The 22432-nt window shown below is 46.9% G+C and carries 14 protein-coding genes, 1 tRNA gene, 2 pseudogenes and 1 other annotated feature; of the genes and pseudogenes, 13 read left to right on the top strand and 4 right to left on the bottom strand.

Annotated features, from left to right (window positions below; all coding sequences use genetic code 11):
* Positions 1–576 precede the first annotated feature (576 nt).
* Positions 577–1011, top strand: a complete 435-nt coding sequence (locus QUB11_RS06760) for a hypothetical protein (RefSeq protein WP_333201761.1) — start codon at positions 577–579, stop codon at positions 1009–1011.
* A 190-nt stretch (positions 1012–1201) separates the two neighbouring features.
* Here the strand turns inward: QUB11_RS06760 and QUB11_RS06755 are convergent, their stop codons facing one another.
* Entirely contained in the window at positions 1202–2311 is a 1110-nt protein-coding gene (locus tag QUB11_RS06755; protein ID WP_333201759.1) for an alpha/beta hydrolase, read from the bottom strand.
* Between the two features lie 247 nt (positions 2312–2558).
* Between QUB11_RS06755 and QUB11_RS06750 the strand changes: the two genes are divergently transcribed.
* The 3 genes from QUB11_RS06750 (at position 2559) to QUB11_RS06740 (ending at position 13176) form a co-directional block, all read left to right on the top strand.
* On the top strand, positions 2559–3884 hold the full coding sequence (locus QUB11_RS06750; RefSeq protein ID WP_333201757.1) for a transposase: 1326 nt from the start codon (positions 2559–2561) through the stop codon (positions 3882–3884).
* 120 nt (positions 3885–4004) lie between these two features.
* On the top strand, positions 4005–8951 hold the full coding sequence (locus tag QUB11_RS06745) for an amino acid adenylation domain-containing protein (protein WP_333390092.1): 4947 nt from the start codon (positions 4005–4007) through the stop codon (positions 8949–8951).
* A gap of 118 nt (positions 8952–9069) precedes the next feature.
* Complete coding sequence (locus tag QUB11_RS06740; protein WP_333201753.1) at positions 9070–13176, top strand: amino acid adenylation domain-containing protein; 4107 nt, start codon at positions 9070–9072, stop codon at positions 13174–13176.
* 246 nt (positions 13177–13422) lie between these two features.
* Here the strand turns inward: QUB11_RS06740 and QUB11_RS06735 are convergent, their stop codons facing one another.
* Entirely contained in the window at positions 13423–14859 is a 1437-nt protein-coding gene (locus QUB11_RS06735; RefSeq protein WP_445300754.1) for an inorganic phosphate transporter, read from the bottom strand.
* 40 nt (positions 14860–14899) lie between these two features.
* On the opposite strand from QUB11_RS06735, the gene rplS reads away from it, so the two are divergent.
* The 9 genes and pseudogenes from rplS (at position 14900) to rplL (ending at position 19565) form a co-directional block, all read left to right on the top strand.
* A complete protein-coding gene (rplS, locus tag QUB11_RS06730) occupies positions 14900–15283 on the top strand; it encodes a 50S ribosomal protein L19 (protein WP_172186532.1) in 384 nt (127 codons plus the stop codon).
* A 134-nt stretch (positions 15284–15417) separates the two neighbouring features.
* Positions 15418–15490: transfer RNA gene (locus QUB11_RS06725), tRNA-Trp, on the top strand.
* Complete coding sequence (locus QUB11_RS06720) at positions 15461–15670, top strand: hypothetical protein (RefSeq protein ID WP_333054361.1); 210 nt, start codon at positions 15461–15463, stop codon at positions 15668–15670. The genes QUB11_RS06725 and QUB11_RS06720 overlap by 30 nt, the downstream gene beginning before the upstream one ends.
* A 151-nt stretch (positions 15671–15821) precedes the next feature.
* Positions 15822–16055, top strand: coding sequence for a preprotein translocase subunit SecE (secE, locus tag QUB11_RS06715; RefSeq protein ID WP_333166850.1), 234 nt, complete (start codon positions 15822–15824; stop codon positions 16053–16055).
* Positions 16052–16690, top strand: a complete 639-nt coding sequence (gene nusG, locus QUB11_RS06710) for a transcription termination/antitermination protein NusG (RefSeq protein ID WP_332953948.1) — start codon at positions 16052–16054, stop codon at positions 16688–16690. The genes secE and nusG overlap by 4 nt, the downstream gene beginning before the upstream one ends.
* Positions 16691–16693: 3 nt before the next feature.
* Positions 16694–17119: a 50S ribosomal protein L11 gene (rplK, locus tag QUB11_RS06705; RefSeq protein WP_333031062.1), complete on the top strand. Its 426-nt coding sequence runs from the start codon at positions 16694–16696 to the stop codon at positions 17117–17119.
* Between the two features lie 219 nt (positions 17120–17338).
* Positions 17339–18052, top strand: coding sequence for a 50S ribosomal protein L1 (rplA, locus tag QUB11_RS06700; protein WP_190663916.1), 714 nt, complete (start codon positions 17339–17341; stop codon positions 18050–18052).
* A 109-nt stretch (positions 18053–18161) separates the two neighbouring features.
* Positions 18162–18334, top strand: a sequence feature (ribosomal protein L10 leader region).
* A 29-nt stretch (positions 18335–18363) separates the two neighbouring features.
* Positions 18364–18897, top strand: a pseudogene (rplJ, locus tag QUB11_RS06695) (50S ribosomal protein L10); the annotation flags it as partial.
* Between the two features lie 278 nt (positions 18898–19175).
* Positions 19176–19565: a 50S ribosomal protein L7/L12 gene (gene rplL, locus QUB11_RS06690; RefSeq protein WP_333106664.1), complete on the top strand. Its 390-nt coding sequence runs from the start codon at positions 19176–19178 to the stop codon at positions 19563–19565.
* A gap of 215 nt (positions 19566–19780) precedes the next feature.
* Here rplL and QUB11_RS06685 read toward each other — a convergent pair whose 3' ends face one another.
* Positions 19781–21397 carry an FAD-dependent oxidoreductase gene (locus tag QUB11_RS06685; RefSeq protein WP_333201765.1) on the bottom strand — a complete coding sequence of 539 codons (1617 nt, stop codon included), beginning with the start codon at positions 21395–21397 and terminating at the stop codon, positions 19781–19783.
* Between the two features lie 180 nt (positions 21398–21577).
* Positions 21578–22432: pseudogene (locus tag QUB11_RS06680) on the bottom strand (CopG family transcriptional regulator); the annotation flags it as partial.

Genomic DNA, 22432 nt, shown 5'->3' with positions numbered 1-22432 from the left:
ATATTGATTCCATGGCTTTATGCCTCCCAATTTAAAACTATTAAATTTGTCTAAATATCTGCGGAATGTGGGTTTTAGCTTAACTTGTGAGTAATGACGCTAGATTCAACGAGTCGGTGACTGCGAAAGTCAACGTAATTTACGACGGATTTTAGATGGAGAAGGACTGGCAATCACATTCGACGGCAATTTTTTGGTGAGAAACAGTTTGCTTATTTCAAAGTAAAGCGATGCTTTAATTTATTTAATTCGCTTCAACCTACTCACATAATTTAAACTCGCTCCTCTTCATTATTAAGTTACCAAAAATTCGGCAAAAGTAGAAGAGGCTTGCAGCCTCTTCCTAAGATGTCAAATGGGTTCTATAGAGTTGGAGTATCTATGAGGTTGCTAGTTAGAAAATTAAAACTCATCAGCTAATTTAGTTATGGCCTCCGATAGTTACGCAGCATTTCATTATTGGTACAACATAAGTTGCAGAGAGATATATATGCTGGAGGGCAAAGCAACATGACATTTATACGAGCGTGGCGATTCATAACACTGATGCTGGCTTCATTTAGCCTAAGTTTGTCTATGACACATTTGCTAGAGTTGCCACAAAGAATGCAGTTTGACCAGCAACTTTGGGTGAGAGTGACGGTCTTTGAAAATGTGTATAAATTGTTTGGCTCAGTCGGCGCAGCTTTTGAAATTACAGCGATTTTGACAGCAATCGTGCTGACATTTCTTGTTCGCAAACATGGTTCAACTTTTTACTGGACGTTGGGCGGAGCGATTCTTTTGGTGCTGGGGTTTGTGAGTTGGATCATGTTTGTTGCGCCAATGAATGCTGAATTCGCCCAATGGTTGACGAATCCCGTTCCAGCAGATTGGACGCGGTATCGTGACCAATGGGAGTATGCACACGCAGTCAACGCCTTGATTAAAATCATTGGGCTAAGTTTGCTCGCGATTTCTGTGCTTGTTGAAACGCCGAAAAAGAGAGCGATCGATTCTGATCGTGAGTGAGGCTCGTTTATTAGATGGATGAGCTGCTAAAGGCTGGGGCTGCCTATGCGCTGGTAAGGTTGCTTGCAGGATCTTAAAAATAAAGTAGAAGCAGGCGGGACACCCGACAAGAACCATCCTCAAATTGTGCAACACCGAATTTTAAGGCCGCCACAGCCAGGACTTACAAGATTTTAGTTCACATTTTTAGTCACGAAATTTCAGTGCAGAATGCCCTGACAGCTTCTGCAAACTGCTGGTTATGCTCAATTAATGCCATGTGTCCTCCTTTCTGTATAGTAACTAGCTCTGCTTGAGGTAATTCTGCTTTCATTCGCAGGCTAGCTGGGGGGGTAGTGGCAATATCTGAATCGCCGCATATCACCAACACTGGAATGTCAATTGATGGCAAAGTTTTTGTTTCGTCAAATTTGAGCATTCCCAATGTGCCGCGAGCGAGAACGCCGGGAGAACCCAAGGCTGATAAGAAAGCGGAAAACTCTAATTGACCGCGCGTTTCAGTGCCTTTAAATCCCGATAATTCTACACTGATGTGCAGTGAACCATTGAGATAGCTCAGCCAAGTCATTCCCCACATAATGGGTTCAAGAGCTATGGTGAGATAGAGGATAGGTTGGAGCAGCGGCTTCTGCAAAGCGCGTAATAAACTGCTAAAAATAGCGGTTTTTACGGGATTAGTATAAGTCGTATCTACCAGAATTAAACCAGCTACTCGACTACCGAGAAGTTCTGGAAAAAGCCGACTGAATGTTAGAGAAATCATGCCGCCCATGCTGTGTCCAAGTAGGATAACAGGTTTAGTTCCTGCTATGGCAATGACGGCTTCGAGATCGCGGGCAAATTTTTCTAGGGAGTAGTCGCTGTTTTTTGGTCGAGTGGATTTTCCCAAACCTGGAAGATCCCAAACAATCACTCGGTAGCGATCGCTTAGTTGCCGTTTCGCGTAATACCAAACCATACTGTTCGGCCCCCAACCATGTGAGAGAATAATCGGCTGTCCGTCCTCTGGGCCGTAGAATTCTACTTGTAAAATAGTGCCATCAGGCCTCTCTACTCGCTGAACCGTACCCGTCCGCGTCGGCTTCGGTTCGTCAGTACCCGATCGGCGGAACAGCGGCAAACTGATAAAGCGGCCGCCAACAGACCAAAGAAGCATCAACACTCCGCTGACTAAGTAGGAAATCCCTACAAGTTCGCCGATGTAATATTCATAGACAATGTATATACCTCCGCCAAGTACGCCGATGGACAGTAGGCCCACCAGCCATAAAAACAGGAAATTGAAGGGCATGAACGGCATAAGCTGAAACCTTGGGTAGGATTTTGGTTGCGGATTCAACTAAAACAGCAGGAGTCCCGCACTCTACCTGTACAAGGAGTGAGTGACGGGAGGAATGCGCGTGAGCGAAGAGATCCGCCCCCGAGCAAAACCGACAATCTTTAGATATCCGAAAGTGAGGGGGCGGTCGAGGAGCGAACAAATATTGCTCTGCCACTAGCCCTCGTCCCTTTCACGAGATACAATAATATCAGAGTTCGTGAAAATAATGCCTCAAGTAATCACCGCCAAGCTGAAACTAAACCTGACCGCCGAGCAAAAATGCTTGGTGTCTCAGACGGCTTTAGCTTACCGGGATGCCTTGAACTATACTTCACAAGTCGCTTTTGAAGCGGGTAAAACCAGTAATGGCGCTAAGTTGCAGAAGGCTGTCTACAACGAATTGCGAGTTCGATTTGGGCTGGGAGCGCAAATGGCTTGCAATGTACCCAGGCAAGTATCTGCTACCTATAAGACCCTTTGGTCCAAAGTAAAACAATCTAACGATGCTATTGCCAAGGGTTACACGAAGAGACGGTACAAAGGGCTAGATAAACCCCCTAAGTATATTTCTCGAACTTGTACCCTAAACTACCAGCGAGACTACTCTTTTAAGACCGAGCAACAAGTGAGCATTATCACACTGCAAGGTAGAATAGTAGTCCCGTATGATGGTTACAGCAAGCATCTAGATTTAATTGCTAAGGGTGCTAAAATTGGAGCTGCTAAAATTGTCTATCAGCGTTCTTCTAAAGTCTACTACTTAATGACAAGCATTGAAGTAGAAGTACCTGAGCTAGATCCACTAAAAATAACCAGAGTTTCTGGTGTTGATGTGGGTATGCGCTACTTAGCGGTGGAAACAGACTTACAAAAAAAGTCTAAATTCTACTCAGGAAAAGAAGCTAGACATAAAGCCAACCGCTATCACAAAGCTAGACAGACTCTTCAGCGTAAAGACACTCGTTCGGCAAAGCGAAGACTAATCGCGTTATCTGGAAGAGAAAGACGGTTTATCGCTGATGTGAACCACCAAATTAGCAAGGAAATTGCCAAGCCTAACAGCCTGATTGGACTAGAGAACTTGACCGGAATCCGAGATAGAAATAAATCTAAGTCCGGGAAAAAGGCTAGTAAAAAACAGCGTCGAGCTAACAGAAGTAAGGCTAAGTGGTCGTTTGCCGAGTTGCACGGCTATATCGACTACAAGGCTAATCTAAACGGCTCTCTGGCTACTAAAGTTCCAGCGCATTACACATCGAAGAGTTGTCCTAAATGTGGACATACCTCAGATGCCAATAGACCTAACAAAGGACTGTTATTTCGGTGTGAATGTTGCGGTCATGAGTTACACGCTGATTTGGTTGGTGCGCGAAATATTACGATGAGAACGCTGCTGGTTCGGCAAGACTGGATTAGCACGGGGAGCTTGTCAGCATCCCCTAATGTGTCGAGCGTTGAAACCAAAGCTGAAATCCTATCTAGGTTTTCGGAATTGCGGTGGAGTTCAGATACAAGCCCCCATCATAGCGGTACTCCGCTTGATGGCGGGTAGTTGACACAGAATCATACTTAGGTTAGGCCACAGTCGGCAAGCGGTAAGTTAAGCTCTTAACTTGTGCGCTGGTGGAATTTCTTTGATTGATTTGCCCAAGTAATGACAGGATGACTCAAAATGCCCGATCCAAAAATAGCGAGTTCATCGCCAAATGCCAGAGATTCTGTCAGGGTGGAGTTAGTTGAGTTTTTATCTTACCTTCGCAGTCTAGATATTAATATTTTTATTGAGGGCGAGATCCTGCGCTGCAACGCTCCTGAAGGAATTATTACACCAGAACTGCGCGCCGAAATTTCTCATAAAAAAGCCGAAATTATTTCATTTTTAAAAGCAGCTAATCGTACTTCTAGTTTCACTCCTACACCGATTGTTCCGATGGGGCGGGACGGAAATCTACCGCTTTCCTTTGCACAGCAGCGCTTGTGGTTTCTCGACCAATTAGTCCCGAACAATCCTTTTTATAATGTTCCCGCAGCCTTGCGTTTGACAGGTTCGCTCAATTTTTCGGCGCTGCAACAAACCTTCAATGAAATTGTGCGCCGCCACGAAGCTTTACGCACGACTTTAGCAGTAGTTTCGGGGCAACCAGTTCAGAGAATAGCTGCTGCTTTCCACCTCCCGATTAATGTAGTGGATTTGCGAAGCTTGCCAAAGGAATCTCGACAAACTGAAGCAAACAGGCTCACGGCCCAGGAAGCCCAACGCTCTTTCAATTTGTCCAATGACTTGTTGCTGCGAGTCACATTATTGCAGTTAGATGATGCCGAATATTTACTAATGCTGAATATGCACCACATTGTCTCCGATGGTTGGTCGATCGGAGTGCTAATTCAGGAATTAGGCGCACTTTACACGGCATTTGCTAGCGAAAAACCTTCGCCTTTACCGGCTTTGTCGATCCAGTATGCTGATTTTGCCAAATGGCAGCGCGAATGGCTGCAAGGGGAAGTTTTAGAAACGCAGCTTGCTTACTGGAGACAGCAGTTAAACGGCATTTCTATGCTAAATTTGCCTGCGGATCGCCCCAGGCCAGCAATTCAAAGTTACCGAGGCAAAAGGCAATTTTTGCAACTGCCAAAACAACTGAGCGAGGCTTTAGAAACGTTGAGCCAGCGCGAAGGAGTGACGCTGTTTATGACAATGCTGGCAGCTTTTAAAACGTTGCTTTACCATTACGCCCAGCAAGAAGATATTGTTGTCGGTTCGCCGATCGCCAATCGCAACCGCAGTGAAATTGAAGCATTAATCGGTTTCTTTGTCAACAGTTTGGTGTTGCGTACAGATTTGTCGGGAAATCCAACTTTTCGGGAACTTTTAAACCGAGTCAAAGAGGTAGCATTAGGAGCTTACGCTCACCAAGATTTGCCGTTTGAGAAGTTAGTAGAAGAACTGCACCCCGATCGCGCGTTGAACCAAAATCCCTTATTTCAGGTGGCGTTTGCGCTGCAAAACGCGCCGGGGAATCGGTTAGAATTGCCAGAATTAACACTGAGCCCGCAGCAGTTAGATGTGGGTACAGCGCGGTTTGATTTGGAGTTTCATTTGTGGGAGCGATCGCCCAACAGCTCGGGAAGCAACCAATCGCCCAGCAATAAGCTGTGGGTTGATAGCTCAGAGGGTATCAGCGGCATGGTTATTTACAGCGCCGATTTATTTGATGAAGCTACGATTGCGCGCATGATCGGGCATTTTCAAACTCTGTTAGAAAGCATTGTGGCAAATCCCGAACAGCGAATCGCAAATTTGCAATATTTGAGCGCCCAAGAGCGCGATCGTTTGTTAGTTGAATGCAACAATACTCAGGCGGATTATCCGCAAGATTTGTGCATCCATCAACTATTTGAAATGCAGGCAGATCGCACACCGGATGCGGTGGCGCTGGTATTTGGAGAGGAGCGAGTCACCTATGGAGAGCTAAATTTTCGCAGCAACCAACTAGCACGTTATTTGCAAAAAATGGGGGTTGGGGCGGAAGTTTTAGTCGGGCTTTGCTGCGGGCGATCGCTCGATCTGATCGTGGGGATGTTGGGTATCCTGAAAGCGGGAGGAGCTTACTTAATTTTAGATCCGAGCTATCCTGCTGAGCGATCGAGCTTTATGGTAAAAGATGCTCAAGTGTCAGTATTGCTTACCCGCCAGGGAATAAATTCCCTGTCTAATAGCGAAAGTCGTCTAAAGACGACTGAAGGAGGACAAGTTTCCAGTCGGCTTCAGCCGACTTCAGCTATGAGCCAGGGAATTTATTCCCTGGTGGATGATGGCGAAGTGCAAAATTTAGAAACACAGTCAGATGATAAAATTCACCATCCAAGGGTTGTTTTTCTAGACACAGACTGGGAGATGATTTCCCAAGAAATCGCCGACAATCCCACCAGCGCAGCCACAGCCGAAAATCTGGTTTACGCGATTTACACCTCCGGTTCCACGGGAAAGCCGAAAGGAGTTGAAATTGAGCACGGGAGCTTGTTAAATCTCGTTTTTTGGCATCAAAGAGAGTTTGGGGTGTCAGCGGGCGATCGGGCAACGCAAATAGCAGCGATCGGCTTTGATGCTTGCGGGTGGGAAATTTGGCCTTATCTCGCCGCGGGATCTAGCATCTACTTTCCAGAAGATGACATCAGGCGAGATCCTGAAAAACTGCAAAACTGGTTAGTATCAAAAGCCATCACCATTAGCTTTTTGCCAACACCATTAGCAGAGAAAGTTTTGCTATTAGATTGGCCTCAAACAACAGCGTTGCGAATCTTGCTCGCAGGCGGCGAAAAACTGCAACAACATCCTTTAAAATCCCATCCATTTAAGCTAGTAAATAATTACGGCCCAACCGAGAACACCGTCGTCACAACTTCCGGTTATATTCCTGTAACAGAGCAAACAGACATCGCCCCCACAATTGGCCGCCCCATTGCTAACACTCAAATCTACATATTAGACAAATATTTGCAGCCCGTACCAATGGGGGTTGTGGGCGAATTGTACATCGGCGGAAACGGACTAGCTCGCGGCTACCTCAACCGCCCAGATTTAACCGCAAAAAGCTTTATTGTCAATCCTTTTCAACCAAATTCAGGAGAGCGAATTTACAAAACCGGCGACTTAGTGCGCTACAGAGGCGATCGCAACCTTGAATTTTTAGGACGCATTGACCAACAAGTAAAAATTCGCGGTTTCCGCATCGAATTAGGAGAAATCGAGACAGTATTAACTCAACATCCGGCCGTGCAGCAAACTGTAGCAATAGCTTCGGAAGATGGACAGGGAGATAAACGTTTAGTAGTTTATATTGCCCTGAATCCTGAATATAGCAAGGCCAGCGAAAAAAACCAAATAATGCAATTGCAGGACGAACAGGTTTTGCAGTGGCAAATGCTCTACAATGAAACTTACAATCAACCTGCTGTTGACTCAGATCCAACATTTAATATTGTCGGCTGGAATAGCAGCTATACTAATCAACCAATCCCAGCAGAACAGATGCGCGACTGGGCGAACAATCAAGCCGCCCAAATTTTAGCTTTGCAGCCTAGCCGAGTGTTAGAAATTGGCTGCGGCACAGGTTTGTTGCTGTTCCAAATTGCCTCTCGCTGCACTCAATATTGCGGAACAGACTTTTCACCTATTTCGCTCAACTATATTCGGCAGCACTTGGCAACTCAACAGTTAGCTAATGTAACGCTGCTTCAGAAAATGGCGACTGACTTTGCAGGAGTAGAGACAGCCGCTTTTGACGCAGTAATTCTCAACTCAGTCGTGCAATATTTCCCGACTATCGACTATCTCGTGCAGGTGCTAGAAGGTGCGGTGAAAGCAACTGCCCCCGGCGGCTTTATATTCATCGGAGATGTCCGCAGCTTGCCGTTGCTGGCAGCTTTTCACGCTTCGGTACAACTGTATCAAGCCGAACCTTCTCTCGCGGGCGAACAGTTGCAGCAGCGAGTACAAATGCAAATTTTTCAAGAAACAGAGTTAGTTATCGATCCAGATTTTTTTGGCGCATTAAAGCACCGCTTTCCGCAGATTGGCGGCGTAGAGATTCAATTAATTCGCGGTAGCGATCGCAATGAGTTAACTGATTTTCGGTACAATGCTATTTTGCATATTGCGTCTGAAACAGCACGCCCCAAATCATCGCCAAAAGGGGAGCGGGGCGCAGAAAAACGCCTGGATTGGTTGGATGAAAATCAGAATCTGACTGTTACCAAGGTGCAACAAATATTATGGCAAAATCAACTCGATTTTTTAAGCATTGCTAATGTGCCTAATGCGCGGGTAACGGCAGCAGTTAAGGCGGCAGAGTTGCTGTCTGTTGTCGATAAATTTACAACAGCAGGTCAGTTGCAGAAAGCCGTGGAAAAAGTCGAGGATTTAGGAGTCGATCCCGAAGCGTGGTATGCTTTGGAAGTTCCGTATAATGTTAATATTAGTTGGTCTAATTCCGACGGTCAAGGGCGCTACGATGTAGTGTTTGCACGGGGCGAAATTAGAGATTTTGTGCGAGAAACCCGAAGCGATAGCTTGCGTCCTTGGCGCTCTTATGCTAACAATCCCTTACAAGCTAAAGCAGCACGGAAATTAGTGCCACAGTTGCAGGCTTTTCTAGCAGAAAAATTGCCGGAATATATGGTTCCGTCGGCTTTTGTGGTGCTGGAGTCGCTACCTGTGACGGCTAACGGAAAGGTCGATCGCGTCGCTTTGCCTGTACCGCAGCCGATTAAGTTAGAATGGGCTGGCGGTTATGTTGCGCCTCATACTTCTATTGAGGAAGTTTTAGTGAAAATTTGGGCTGAGGTTTTGGGGATAAAGCGAGTGGGTATCCGGGACAATTTCTTTGAATTGGGAGGCCATTCGCTGCTGGCGACTCAGCTTGTTTCTAGAGTGCGAGATGCTTTCGGGGTAGAGTTGCCTTTGCGCCGGGTTTTTGAAGCGCCGACAATTGCAGAATTATCTAAGATTGTTGAGGGTTTGAAAGATAAGAATGCTAAAAGTGAAGTTCCGGCTTTAGTGCCGATTTCGCGCGATAGTCGGCGGCGGAAGCTATCATCTTTTAATGGACCTATTGCATAATTTTTTGATTGATAGAGCAACCGCAGATGAAGGGCAGATTAACGCTGATAAACGCAGATAATTTTAAGATGGTTTTTGGCTTGGGCAAGATGTTGAATGGAGAAAGTAAATGAAAAGGATGGCTGTTGAACAGGATGCAATTTCGATAAGTATGCAGCAAGAAACAGAAGTTTTTGTATTTCCAGCATCGTTTGCTCAGCAGCGGCTTTGGTTCCTCAATCAATTAGCACCGGGTAATCCTTTCTATAATGTTTCAACAGCGCTCCGCTTAACAGGTTCGCTCAACTTAAGATGCTTAGAGCAAACTTTCAATGAAATTGTGCAGCGGCATGAAACTTTACGCACTACTTTTACGCTTTTGGAAGGGGAACTCGTACAAGTTATTGCTCCCATTTTAACGGTATCCCTCCCCACAATCGACTTACAAAATCTCTCGCCAGCTCAGCAGGAAACCGCAGCGCTGCAACTCGCAACTGATGCAGCGCAATGCCCTTTCGATTTAGCCGCCGGGCCGTTATTTAAAGTAACGCTGTTACAACTCAGTGAAACAGAACATATATTGTTGCTGAATTTACATCATATTGTGGCTGATGGTTGGTCGATTGGAGTGCTAATTCGAGAGCTGGGAACGCTTTACACAGCCTTTGTAAAAAATGGGATCTCGCACTTACCAGCACTGCCCGTGCAGTACGCCGACTTTGCAGAGTGGCAGCACCAATGGTTGCAGGGCGAAGTATTAGAAACGCAGTTAGCTTATTGGCGGCAGCAGTTAAACGGAATTACCACACTCAATCTACCAACTGACAGGCAAAGACGAGCCGTTCCATCCTACCGCGGCGCTAAACAATTTATAACACTATCACCTGCTTTGAGCGAGGCGCTAAAGTCATTTAGCCAGCAAGAAAGCGCGACTTTATTTATTACTCTACTAGCCGCTTTTCAAACTTTGCTGTACCGCTATACAGGACAAGTAGATATTGCAGTAGGAACGCCGATCGCCAATCGCAACTTGAGCGAAATAGAAGCATTAATCGGTTTTTTTGTCAACAGTTTGGTGCTGCGTGCAGATTTATCAGGAAATCCAACTTTTCGGGAACTATTGCATCGGGTAAAAAACGTCGCAATGGCAGCCTACGCTCACCAAGATTTGCCCTTCGAGAAGTTGGTTGAGGAATTGCACCCCGATCGCGAGTTGAGCCGCAACCCCCTATTTCAAGTTAGTTTCAGCCTGCAAAACACTCCTGTAGCAGCGCTAGAATTGCCGGGAATCGTTGGAGAGGCGATCGACTTTGACGCAGGAACCGCCAAGCTAGATTTAGAGTGCCACTTGTGGGAAGATGCAGGAAGTATTCGAGGGCAATTTGTCTACAGCACAGACTTATTTGATAGCGCCACAATTGCGCGCATGGCGGGACATTTCCAAACGCTGCTCGAAGCCATTGTTGCCAATCCCAAACAGCACCTCAGCGGCTTGGCTTTGCTGACAGCGCCAGAATACCAGCAATTATTAATCGATTGGAATGACACTCAGAGAGATTATCCGCAAAACCAGTGTTTCCATCAGCTATTTGAAGAGCGAGTCGCGCGATCGCCCGATGCTGTCGCCGCCGTCTTTGAAAACCAGCAGTTAACCTACCGCCAACTCAACAGCCAAGCCAACCAACTTGCACGTTACTTGCAGCAATTGGGAGCAGCACCAGAAATTTTAGTGGGCCTTTGTGTAGAACGTTCCTTAGATGCGATCGTCGGATTGCTAGGCATTATCAAAGCAGGCGCAGCCTACCTGCCTTTAGATCCAACTTATCCTCAAGAGCGCCTTAACTTCATGTTAGAAGATGCTCAAGTGCCGATTTTGGTAACTCAGCAGCACTTAGCAAAAAAATTAACCCAGCCGGAAAAATTCGGAGTTTTTTCAGTAGTGTGTTTGGACTCCGACAGAGAAATTATCGCCCGAAAAAGCCCAGAAAATCCAACTACAAATATCCTACCAGAACACCTAGCATACGTTATTTACACATCTGGTTCAACCGGAAAACCCAAAGGCGTTTTAATCGAACATCGGGGACTATACAACTTAGCCATAGCTCAAATAGAAGCTTTTAACTTAACCTCAAATCACCGCATTTTGCAATTCGCCTCCCTGAGTTTTGATGCCTCAATATTTGAGATTTTCATGGCATTAGGAACCGGAGCAACACTTTACTGTGCCAAAAAAGAATCTTTGTTGCCAGGACAAACATTAATCCAATTTTTGCAGGACAATGCTATTACCCACGCTACCCTCCCGCCCTCGCTGCTAGCTGTCCTTCCAAACGCCGAACTTCCCGCACTGCAAACAATCATCTGTGCTGGCGAATCTTGTTCCCCGGATATTGTTAAACGCTGGGCTTCCCGGCGCAGATTTTTTAACGCTTACGGCCCTACAGAAGCGACAGTCTGGTCAAGTTTGGCCGAAATTGGCGATTCCCTGCGGGATAGCTTCGCTTCACGCAAAAAACCGCCCATCGGCCGCCCAATAGCCAACACTCAACTCTATATTTTAGATAAAAATTTACAGCCTGTACCCGTTGGAATTCCCGGTGAATTGTACATCGGCGGCAGCGGATTGGGGCGAGGCTACCTGAACCGCCCCGAATTAACCGCCCAGAGATTTATTGCTAATCCCTTTAGCCAGAAAGCAAAAGAACGAATTTATAAAACTGGTGACTTAGCTCGCTATTTTCCCGACGGCAATATTGAGTTTTTAGGCCGCACTGACGAACAGGTAAAAATTCGCGGTTATCGAATAGAATTGGGAGAAATTGAAGCGCTGCTGGTTCAGCATCCTGCAGTCAAAGAAACAGCGGCGGTTGCTGGGGATGATTTGTCCGGCAACAAACGCCTAGTTGCTTATGTCGTCCCCAATCACAATCAGACGCTTAATCCCGGGGAACTACGCAATTTCCTTAAACAACAACTGCCCAATTACATGATTCCCAGTGCTTTTGTGGCAATGGATTTTCTGCCCCTAACTCCAAATGGCAAAATTGACCGCCTGCGCCTACCTGCACCGGGGAATCTAACTAGCAATTCCATAGATAAAAGCTGCATTGCACCTCGCACACCAACCGAGTCAACCCTCGCCCAAATTTGGGCCACAACCCTCAACGCAGAGTGCGTTGGCATTCGCGATAACTTCTTCGATTTGGGTGGAGATTCCCTGCTGGCAATCCGCCTCATCAATGAGATTAACCAGAAATTTCAGCGCGAATTGCCGCTGTCTGCTCTTTTTTTAAATCCGACAATTGAAGGTTTAGCAGATTCGCTATCTTCAGAAACAAATTCTCTGGAATGGTCGCCTTTAGTTGCAATTAAGCCTCGCGGTAAAAATCCCCCGTTCTTCTGCGTCCATCCCATCTTTGGCGTCGTATTTCCTTATTGCGAGTTAGCCTTTGGGCTAGGAGAAAATCAACCTTTTTACGGGCTGCAACCAAAGGGTATTGACGGCGAAAGTTCTCCGTTAACTAGCATTGAAGACATGGCGGCTGACTACATCGCAGCCTTGCGTACCGTTCAACCAAAAGGGCCTTATTTTTTAGGAGGCTGGTCTTTTGGAGGTTTGGTTGCTTTTGAGATGGCTCAACAGTTGCTCGCAGCGGGGGATGAAGTGGCTTTACTTGCTGTGCTGGATACTTTAGCGCCGGTTTCTGCTAACAAACCTTCTTTTTGGGACGGTTGCAAGTTTATTATGACTACTGTTTCGCGCTCTATCTGGCCTTTTGTAGTAGATTATTTTCGCTTGGTGGCTGCGGCAGAAAATGTTCAAAGTGGCGGTATTGCTGCCAAATTCCCGAAATTAAATAAGATGCTTAATTTGGCAGCTAATTTTTTGCATCGCTGGAATTGGAAACAGGCCGTTATGGTTAGCATCCTATCTCAAGAGTCAAAAAAACACAACTGGCGCGAGCTGGCAATTCCTTCGATGTTTACTGTATTTCAGGCTAACAGTCAAGCAACTCTCAGCTATGTACCGAAAATTTATCCGCAGCGAATTACTCTGTTTAGATCGAGGGAACAGCTAAGCATGAGTAATCAAGATCGGACTCTTGGCTGGAGTGAATTAACGACCCAAAAAGTAGAGGTGATTAGAGTTCCTGGGAATCACCTGACTATGCTGAGAAAACCCTGCGTCGAGGTGCTGGCTCAACAGCTAAAGCATTGCTTGGAGAAGGAATTAAGTGATTGAGCGGCCCGCGTGCTGGTGTGCCGCAACCGGGTTTGATGTGCGAAAGTGCTATTAGTCCTGAATCTTATCTTCATCTGCGTGAATCAGCGTCCATCCATTGTCATCTGCGGTTTACATTCTCTTTTTAAAACCGCAGATGAGGGCAGATAAACACAGATTAACGCAGATGAATTAGATCGAGTCGGGTTGCAGCATCCATCCGTGATTGTTGAGTGATGACTGTTCTGAAATGCCTCAATCTAACATCTAAAATTGCCCAATGGATTGCGCGATGCTGAAGATGATAGCAGCCAAACCTGCTGCGATCGGAATTGTCACCAGCCAAGCCGAACCAATTGACAGCAAAGTTTGCAAGCGTACTGTTTTCCAAGCTTTGATCAGCCCGACTCCGACGACTGCACCGACTAAAGCGTGGGATGTGGAAACTGGCAAACCGAAGCGGGATGCTAGCAAGACTGTGGTGGCTGTGGCTAATTCCGCGCAAAATCCGCCGCTTGGTTGGAGTTCGATGATTTTTTCGCCGACTGTGGCAATTACATTTTTGCCCCAGATGGCTAAACCGATGACTATTCCTGCGCCTCCGAGGACTAAAATCCACAGGGGAACGCTGAAATCTTCTGAGGGAAAGGAACCTGTGCGCCGGATGTAGGCGATCGCAGCTAGGGGAGCAACTGCATTTCCTACGTCGTTGGAACCGTGGGAAAAGGCTACAAAACAGGCGCTCAAGACTTGAAATCTCGCCATTTGTTGCTCGATGGGAGAGTGGCGGGGAGGGGGAGAGGGGGAGAGGGGGAGAGTGGGAGATTGGGAAAATATTCCCTCTTTCTTATTCCTTGCATCCGTTACATCCGTTACATCTGTTACAAAATCCGCTGCCGAACCTTCTTCCTTCTCAACTGATTCTAATTTTTTCCAGCTATTGAGTGTCAGGACGATCGCCCCAATACTCCCAATGCCAATGACAATATCGTGAATTGGCAGATTCCAGCCAAATCGATCGTGCGCGGCGGCGATCGCCCCTGTCTGCACCAAAGCGACATTCACAACAGACGGCAGTACAATTATCCCAAATACGCTCAGCATTGTTGCACTCAGCCAAGGTATCCACTCGCGCAGTTGAAATAGAGGATCTGGCCGATCGAGAATCCAATACTTCACCCCACTGTAAAATAGCGCTGCTAAAGCACCGCTGGCGATCGGTGTCGCCACCCAAGTTAGGGAGATCGTGCCGATGGTTCGCCAATCAACTGCATTAATTCCGGCTGCCACACAGCTAAAACCCGCGATCGCGCCCACCACTGCATGAGATGAAGAAACCGGCAAACCTCGACTGGTAGCGATTTGCAGCCAGATCCCGCTAGCTATCAGCACTGACACCATCCCGATTAAAAATACTTGCGGCTGAGTAGAGAACACATCTGCATTCACAACTCCTGTTGCCAGAGTTTCGGAAACTCCTTGGCCGAACAGCACTGCGCCGGAAAATTCCAGTATGCCTGCAACAATTATTGCCTGCCGCAGCGTTAGCGCCTTCGAGCCTACGGATGTCCCCATCGAGTTAGCGACATCGTTTGCCCCCAAGTTGGCGGCGACGTACAAGGCCAGTGCAGCCATTGCCCCCAGTTGCAGAAATACGACCCCAGAGGTATCTAACATAGAAATTTTTTGACATAAAACGGGCATTTCGATATATGATAAGGGATTGTGAGTTTTGGTAAATCCCATGAAAGGCGCAGAAATAATCCGTTCTATAGAAACGGAAGAAATAAATAGAGTCAAGCAAGAACTTAATAAACAACTCCCCGAAATTTACGTGGGCGACACAGTGCGAGTCGGCGTGAAAATTAAAGAGGGTAACAAAGAACGGGTTCAGCCCTACGAAGGGACTGTGATTGCCATGCGCAACGGCGGGATTAATGAAACAATCACCGTCCGCCGAGTGTTTCAGGGCGTCGGAGTGGAACGGGTGTTTTTGATTCACTCGCCCCGCATCGCCACGATCCAAGTGATGCGCCGCGGGAAAGTCCGCAGAGCAAAACTTTACTACCTGCGCGATCGGGTGGGCAAAGCTACTCGCGTCAAACAGCGGTTCGATCGCTCCCTGTAGGAATGCACCCAGCTTTCCCTTGGTTCATGGTTCATGGGAAATTTTAAAAAATTCAAAAAAAGTTTCCCATTTACGAGCGCACTGTGTTAAAATAGAAATCTAGAGGTTAAGCGAATTTCAGCAACCTCACCTGTGCGCTCTTAGTTCAGTTGGTAGAACGCAGGTCTCCAAAACCTGATGTCGGGGGTTCAAGTCCTCCAGGGCGCGCTGAATCACCAAACTTTAAATTCTGCCCGAAAGCGCCCGGATTATTGGCTGGCAACAGTCAAAACCGCAAACTTTCGGGTAGAATTAATTTTTGTGGGCGGTTCGCAAAAAATGCCATCAACAAATGCTCGGTGTGGCTTCTCGATCATCGGTTTCGGCGATCGGCATTTACGCCGTTGATTGGTTGGGCTTGTAAAAAAGTCGTGGCTTTAGATTTGAGATTTGGGACTTGGGCGTAAGTGGTTAGTGTCACAAAATCTGAGAGCCGCGGGCCACTCACACCATCTAAAATCTAAAATCTAAAATCTAAAATCGCAAGGGGGATTGAATCGTGGCGAAAAAAGACGAAGCTCAAGAAACTCAAGAAATAACGGCGCCTGGGTTTAATCCTACGGGTTTTTTTAAGGAAACTAGAGAAGAACTCGACAAAGTGGTTTGGCCCAGCAGGCAGCAGCTAATCAGCGAGTCTTTGGCCGTGCTTTTGATGGTCATCCTCTCAGCAAGCCTGATCTATTTGGTGGATAACTTCTTTAACTGGGGCGCGGGAAAGGTGTTTGGGCCATGACTTTTGCATCAGAAGAATCTGAGTATTCCACAGAAGCGACGGGACAGGCAGCATCGCCAGATGTGCCGGAGATTGATGCTCGCTGGTATGCTGTTCAAGTTGCCTCTGGCTGCGAAAAGCGCGTGAAGGCAAACTTGCAGCAGCGGATTCAAACTTTGGATGTTGCCGATCGCATCGTTCAAGTAGAAATTCCGCAAACTCCGGCAATCAAAGTCGGCAAAGACGGTTCCAGGCGGCAGTCAGATGAAAAAATCTTTCCCGGCTACGTACTCATCCGTATGTTTATGGACGAGGATACGTGGCAGGTGATCAAGAATACCCCGAATGTAATTAATTTTGTCGGGGCAGAGCAGAAACGCCGCTACGGGCGCGGCAGGGGTCACGTCAAACCGCTACCTCTGAGTCATTCGGAAGTAGAACGGATCTTCAGAAACGCTCAGGAATCAGAACCAGTTGTCAAAGTATCGATGTCTGCTGGAGACCACGTTGTGGTACTTTCCGGGCCGTTTAAGGATTTTGAAGGTGATGTGATTGAAGTTAGCCCGGAACGAAACAAGCTCAAAGTTTTACTCTCGATTTTTGGGCGCGATACGCCTGTAGAATTGGAGTTCAATCAGGTTCAGAAACAGAACTAACTAATGGCAAAGAAAGTTGTTGCAGTAATTAAGTTGGCGATTACGGCGGGAAAAGCCAACCCAGCTCCTCCGATCGGCCCAGCATTGGGTCAGCACGGCGTCAATATTATGATGTTTTGCAAGGAGTACAATGCTAGAACCGCAGACCAAGCAGGTCTGGTGGTTCCGGTAGAAATTTCGGTTTTTGAAGACCGCAGTTTTACGTTTATTCTCAAAACTCCGCCGGCCTCGGTTTTGATTCAAAAAGCCGCTGGCATTGCTAAGGGTTCGGGAGAACCTAATCGCAAGCAAGTAGGCTCGATTACACAGGCTCAACTGCGAGAAATCGCTGAAACCAAAATGCCTGACCTCAATGCTAATGATGTTGAGGCTGCTATGAAAATTGTGGCAGGAACGGCTAAAAATATGGGCGTGGCGATCGCGGATTGAAGTCAGTTGTCAGTTGTCAGTTGACAGTTGGCAGTTGTCAGTAATTCAGGATTTTGAAGCTAAAATCTTCAAGCTCAAATCGCAAATCCTAAGTCGGTTCAGGGGGAGAAGCAAAGCTTCGCTAGTAACCGAAAACGGGTAGATTTTAAGATTGTCCGATATGTGCAATCTAAAATCTAAAATCTAAAATCTAAAATCGACTGACCCCAGGAGATAACAATGGCAAAGAAAGTATCGCGAAGACTGCAAGAACTTCAAAAGAAAGTTGAAGACAGACCTTATCTACCGCTGGAAGCTCTGCAACTTTTGAAAGAAACAGCAACCGCTAAGTTTGGCGAAGCTGCTGAAGCTCACATCCGTTTGGGAATTGACCCGAAATATACTGACCAACAGTTGCGGACAACTGTATCGCTGCCAAAAGGAACTGGTCAAGTAGTCAGAATTGCGGTGATTGCTAAGGGCGAAAAAGTTAAAGAAGCTCTGAATGCCGGCGCGGATATTGCTGGTTCTGAAGAGTTGATCGATGAAATTCAGAAGGGCATGATGGACTTCGATTGCCTGATTGCTACCCCAGACGTGATGCCGTTGGTGGCAAAATTGGGTCGGTTGTTGGGCCCGCGTGGTTTGATGCCTTCTCCGAAAGGTGGCACGGTGACGACTGACATTGCTCAGGCGATCAACGAGTTTAAAGGTGGTAAACTAGAATTCCGTGCCGATCGAACTGGCATCGTTCATGTTATGTTTGGCAAGGCAGCTTTCTCAGCGGAAGATTTGCTCGTCAACCTTCATGCTTTGCAAGAAACAGTTGACCGCAACCGTCCTTCTGGTGCTAAAGGTCGCTACTGGCGCAGTTTGTACGTATCCGCAACAATGGGCCCGTCGATCGAAGTCGATATCAGTGCTCTGCGCGATACCAAACTTGATGCTGCGTAGAAAGAATTAAGCAGAAGGCAGAAGGTAAAAGACAGCTTCGGCTGTCTGTGTAAATCTCTCACAAGACTTACGCCAGACCCTTGCTAATCTCTGCCTTCTGATGATAGCCTAATCAAAAATCAATAAGCTGAAGACCGCAGGTGCCGACCGCTTAATTTCCTGCCGAGGCTGAAGAAATAAAAACTCAAGACTCAAAGATTAGAAATTTTCTATTTTTAATTCTGACTTGTTAATTTTTAATTCTCTGCCCCGGCTCTAAGGTCGGGGTTTTTGGTGGGCAGTTTTCGATCCTAAAAGGAGGTGAAATAAGTATGGGCAAAACTTTAGCAGTAAAAAATGAGATTATTGCAGACCTCAAGCAAACCTTGAGCGAATCTCAACTGGCGATCGTGATTGACTACACGGGCTTAACTGTTGCTGAAATCACAGATTTGCGTCGGCGTTTGCGTCCGAAAGGCAGCAGTTGCCAAGTGGCAAAAAACACGCTAATGCGAATTGCTGTTGAAGGCAACGAAACCTGGCAGCCGATACAAGAATTGCTGACCGGTACGTCGGCGTTCCTGTTCGTCCAAGAAGATATTGGCGGCGCGATTAAAGCTTACCAAGAATTCCAAAAAGTCTCTAAGAAGACTGAACTTCGCGGCGGCGTGATGGAAGGACGGGTACTGAAAGAAGCTGATGTTAAAGCATTAGCTGATCTGCCGTCGAAAGAACAACTCATGGCTCAAATTGCTGGCGCTATCAACGGTGTCGCAACCAAGTTGGCTGTGGGTATCAATCAAGTTCCTACTTCGATCGCTCGCGGTCTTAAAGCTTATGCTGAAAAAGACGGCGATTCCGCAGCAGTAGAAGCAGAAGCACCAGCAGAAGCTCAAGCAGAAGCACCAGCAGAAGCTCAAGCAGAAGCACCAGCAGAAGCTCAAGCAGAAGCACCAGCAGAAGCTCAAGCAGAAGCACCAGCAGAAGCTGAAGGCACATCTGCGTAAGTCATTAGTAATTAGTCACGAGTCAACAGTCGTTAGTTTTGAGAAACAAACTCATGACTGGAGACAAGAAACTCATAATTAATGAGCAATCCCCAATCCACAATCCACAATCCACAATCGAACTAGGAGTTCAAAAAATGTCTACTGCAACTGATGAAATCTTGGACAAACTTAAGTCTTTGACTTTGCTCGAAGCATCTGAATTGGTCAAGCAAATTGAAGAAGCTTTCGGCGTCAGCGCTGCTGCTCCTGTAGGCGGCATGATGATGATGGGCGGCCCTGCTGCTGCCGCTGCTGAACCCGAAGAAGTACAAACTGAGTTCAGCGTGATTCTTGAAGAAGTTCCTGCTGACAAGAAAATCGCAATTCTGAAAGAAGTCCGCGCTATTACCGGTCTGGGTCTGAAGGAAGCGAAAGACTTGGTAGAAGCTGCACCGAAGGCAGTTAAGGAAGCTATTGCTAAGGAAGCTGCTGAAGAAATGAAGAAACAGCTTGAAGCTGTGGGCGCAAAGATTGCTATCAAGTAGTCAGAGAATGTAGTTGATATCAATTCCGTTGACACCGGAATGATGGTTGACGGTTGACTGTTGACTGTTGACTGTTGACGGTTGGCTGTTGAGTGTTAACACTTAACTGTTAACTGTTAACTGTTAACTATTCCCTAAAATTAATCGCGCGATAGTTACATCTCTCGCGCGATTAATTATTTTTTGCGCTAGGGAAACTGCATTGCCGTTTCCTCTTAGATTTTAGAGGCGGCTTCCATTTGTCGCACGACTGTTAAAGCAGAATAGGAAACACCGGCAGTTCCTTCTCCGGGATGGGTGGAGTCGCCGACTAACCAGAGGTTTTTAATTGGTGTGCGGTTGGCAAATCCGAAGGGGCCGAAGGTTGGTATTCGCTGCCCAATGCCACCCACAACGCCTCTATCTCTCGCTGTGTAGCGGGCAAAGGTGCGGGGGGTGGCGGCTTCTTGGTGTACGATCGACTCTGGCGTCAAATTGAAATATTCGCTCAAACGGGCGATCGCCCCTGCGGTATATTTTTGCTTTAATCCTTCATAATCAACCGAATTCCACCACATTCGAGTATCAGTAAATGACGAAGCGATAATTGTCGCCATTCCCTCCGGTGCTCGCCCATCACCCGGATGACTGACTGAAACAAATAATGAATTATTCTCCCCAATCTCGCCGTCGTAATCGTAGAGAAACTGAAGGTGGGGCGGACAATTTTCGGGAATTGCGCTTTCATGGACTCCCAAATATATCACAAAAGCACCGGATGCGGGCGGCAATTTATCGACTCGATATTTGTAGCCTGCCATTTGATTTGGCAGTTGGTTGTTTGTCTCTGAAGTCTCTGATTTAACCGATAAATTATCTATTAAATTGCCGAGACTTGGCTCGCTTGACAACAATTTTACTAGATTTTGCGCGGTCACGTTGGCAACAATGCGATCGGCTGTTTCTGTCCAAACTTCGCCTGTTTTTTGATTGCGAATCACTGTACCGATGGCTTTGCCGTTGGCGGTGACAATACTTTCAACTGTATGCCGCAACAGGACTTTGCCGCCGTAGAGTTCGATCGCCTCTACCAGTCGATCGCTCAATACCTGCATACTTCCTTGTAGATGATACAATCCCTGCGGCGCTTGCGAAACTCCTAAAGCCGTCGCCGCGTAAAGCAGCGCCGTTTCTTCGGTATCAACTTGAGAATACAATTTTAACTGCAAATCCAGAAAAGTTTTCAAGCGCAAATTGTCGCCCAACCCACAAAGCCGCAAAGCATCTCCCACTGTCATAAAAGTGAAAGGCAAAGTAATTAGAGTATCGGGACGAACTGCTTGAATTAATTGCCAGAAATCCCAGAAGTTTCTGGGCGGTAAAACTGGATCGCGCCCTTGAAATTTCCAGCTAGCTTGGAACAATGCAGACAATAATTGCCAAAAAGGTTCGCTTCCGGGAAACTGTCGCTGCCTTTCTTCCTGCCACTTTTGCGGATCTCGCCACACGCTAATCGGTGCGGTTTCTCCCGGCAAAAACACCGCACAAGCGGGATCGCAGGGTGTCGCGGCAGGAAGTTCTATGTCTAATTCTGAGAAAATTCGGTGGTGAATGCCTCCGGGTTCCAATCCTGCAACCTGCGTGGCGCCGACATCGAAGGTAAAGCCTTTGCGTTTGAAGGTGGAAGCGCATCCTCCGGGGACGATCGCCTGGTCTAAGACTAGCACTTTGTATCCTCTGCGGGCTAGCAGGGCTGCTGCTGTCAGCCCGCCGATGCCACCTCCAATTACCGTGACGCGGCCCTTAGTGTCTGCTGGATTGGATTTGCCTAAAGGGGTGCGATCGCCTGTCATAAATTTATTTATTGTAATATTTCTTAATAGTATGCTCATATTTTGCAATAAAAAGCTCTTGTAGCGACAGGTTGAAATCTATCGCTACAAGAGGAAGGAGGCCGAGTTTAGAGGACGTTTTAGGGGTAAGGTGCTCCGGGGGCACCCGGAGCGTTAGACTGGGCCGTGTTGATGAGAGAATCAGGGACGGCGCCACTTGTTGAGATAAGCTTCGCCAATCCCAGCCACAGCCTGCATTTGAGCTAGCTGTTCCCGTAAAGTTTTGATGGTTCTTAGCTGTTCTTGAGACTGTTGCTGCAAAGCGTCGTAATTTCGCTGTATCGCCGCACTCTGGCTCAATTGATTTTCTAGAGATTGCAACTTGGTTAGTTGAACTTGGAAATCGCCGATCACACTTGACTTTTCTGCTAACTCGTGCTGCAAAGAGTCGTAACTCGACTTGGACACGGTTTGCTGCAATTGCTGTGCCAAATTTTGCTTTTCGGTAGCTAATTGCTGTTCCAAAGATGCGATCGAACTTTCTCTTTCTGCTAACTGCTGCTGCAAAGATTCCAAAGAACTCGATTTTTCTGCTAGCTGCTGCTGAAACTCGTGTTCCCGGTGTTCTTTTTCGGCGAATTGCTGCTGCAAAGATTCCAGAGCGCTGGATTTTTCGGCTAATTGCTGCTGAAACTCGTGTTCGCGGTGTTCTCTTTCTGCTAACTGCTGCTGCAAAGATTCCAAAGAACTCGATTTTTCTGCTAGCTGCTGCTGAAACTCGTGTTCCCGGTGTTCTTTTTCGGCGAATTGCTGCTGCAAAGATTCCAGAGCGCTGGATTTTTCGGCTAATTGCTGCTGAAACTCGTGTTCGCGGTGTTCTCTTGCGGCGACTTGTTGCTGCAAAGATTCCAGAGCACTGGATTTTTCAGCTAATTGCTGCTGAAACTCGTGTTCGCGGTGTTCTCTTTCGGCGACTTGTTGCTGCAAAGATTCCAAAGAACTCGATTTTTCTGCTAGCTGCTGCTGAAACTCGTGTTCCCGGTGTTCTTTTTCGGC

Source organism: Microcoleus sp. B6-A1 (assembly GCF_036705085.1).
Taxonomy (GTDB): domain Bacteria; phylum Cyanobacteriota; class Cyanobacteriia; order Cyanobacteriales; family Microcoleaceae; genus Microcoleus.
Note: the sequence above shows the minus strand (reverse complement) of the source record. Positions and strands in the feature narration are given on the sequence as shown.

Coding starts and splice junctions, on each gene's coding strand:
- QUB11_RS06750 (WP_333201757.1), top strand. CDS start 2,559: ATGCCTCAAGTAATCACCGCCAAGCTGAAACTAAACCTGACCGCCGAG.
- QUB11_RS06720 (WP_333054361.1), top strand. CDS start 15,461: ATGTCGGGGGTTCAAGTCCTCCAGGGCGCGCTGAATCACCAAACTTTA.
- QUB11_RS06755 (WP_333201759.1), bottom strand. CDS start 2,311: ATGCCGTTCATGCCCTTCAATTTCCTGTTTTTATGGCTGGTGGGCCTA.
- QUB11_RS06735 (WP_445300754.1), bottom strand. CDS start 14,859: ATGCCCGTTTTATGTCAAAAAATTTCTATGTTAGATACCTCTGGGGTC.
- nusG (WP_332953948.1), top strand. CDS start 16,052: ATGACTTTTGCATCAGAAGAATCTGAGTATTCCACAGAAGCGACGGGA.
- QUB11_RS06760 (WP_333201761.1), top strand. CDS start 577: ATGACACATTTGCTAGAGTTGCCACAAAGAATGCAGTTTGACCAGCAA.
- rplS (WP_172186532.1), top strand. CDS start 14,900: ATGAAAGGCGCAGAAATAATCCGTTCTATAGAAACGGAAGAAATAAAT.
- QUB11_RS06745 (WP_333390092.1), top strand. CDS start 4,005: ATGCCCGATCCAAAAATAGCGAGTTCATCGCCAAATGCCAGAGATTCT.
- rplA (WP_190663916.1), top strand. CDS start 17,339: ATGGCAAAGAAAGTATCGCGAAGACTGCAAGAACTTCAAAAGAAAGTT.
- rplL (WP_333106664.1), top strand. CDS start 19,176: ATGTCTACTGCAACTGATGAAATCTTGGACAAACTTAAGTCTTTGACT.
- rplK (WP_333031062.1), top strand. CDS start 16,694: ATGGCAAAGAAAGTTGTTGCAGTAATTAAGTTGGCGATTACGGCGGGA.
- QUB11_RS06685 (WP_333201765.1), bottom strand. CDS start 21,397: ATGACAGGCGATCGCACCCCTTTAGGCAAATCCAATCCAGCAGACACT.
- QUB11_RS06740 (WP_333201753.1), top strand. CDS start 9,070: ATGGCTGTTGAACAGGATGCAATTTCGATAAGTATGCAGCAAGAAACA.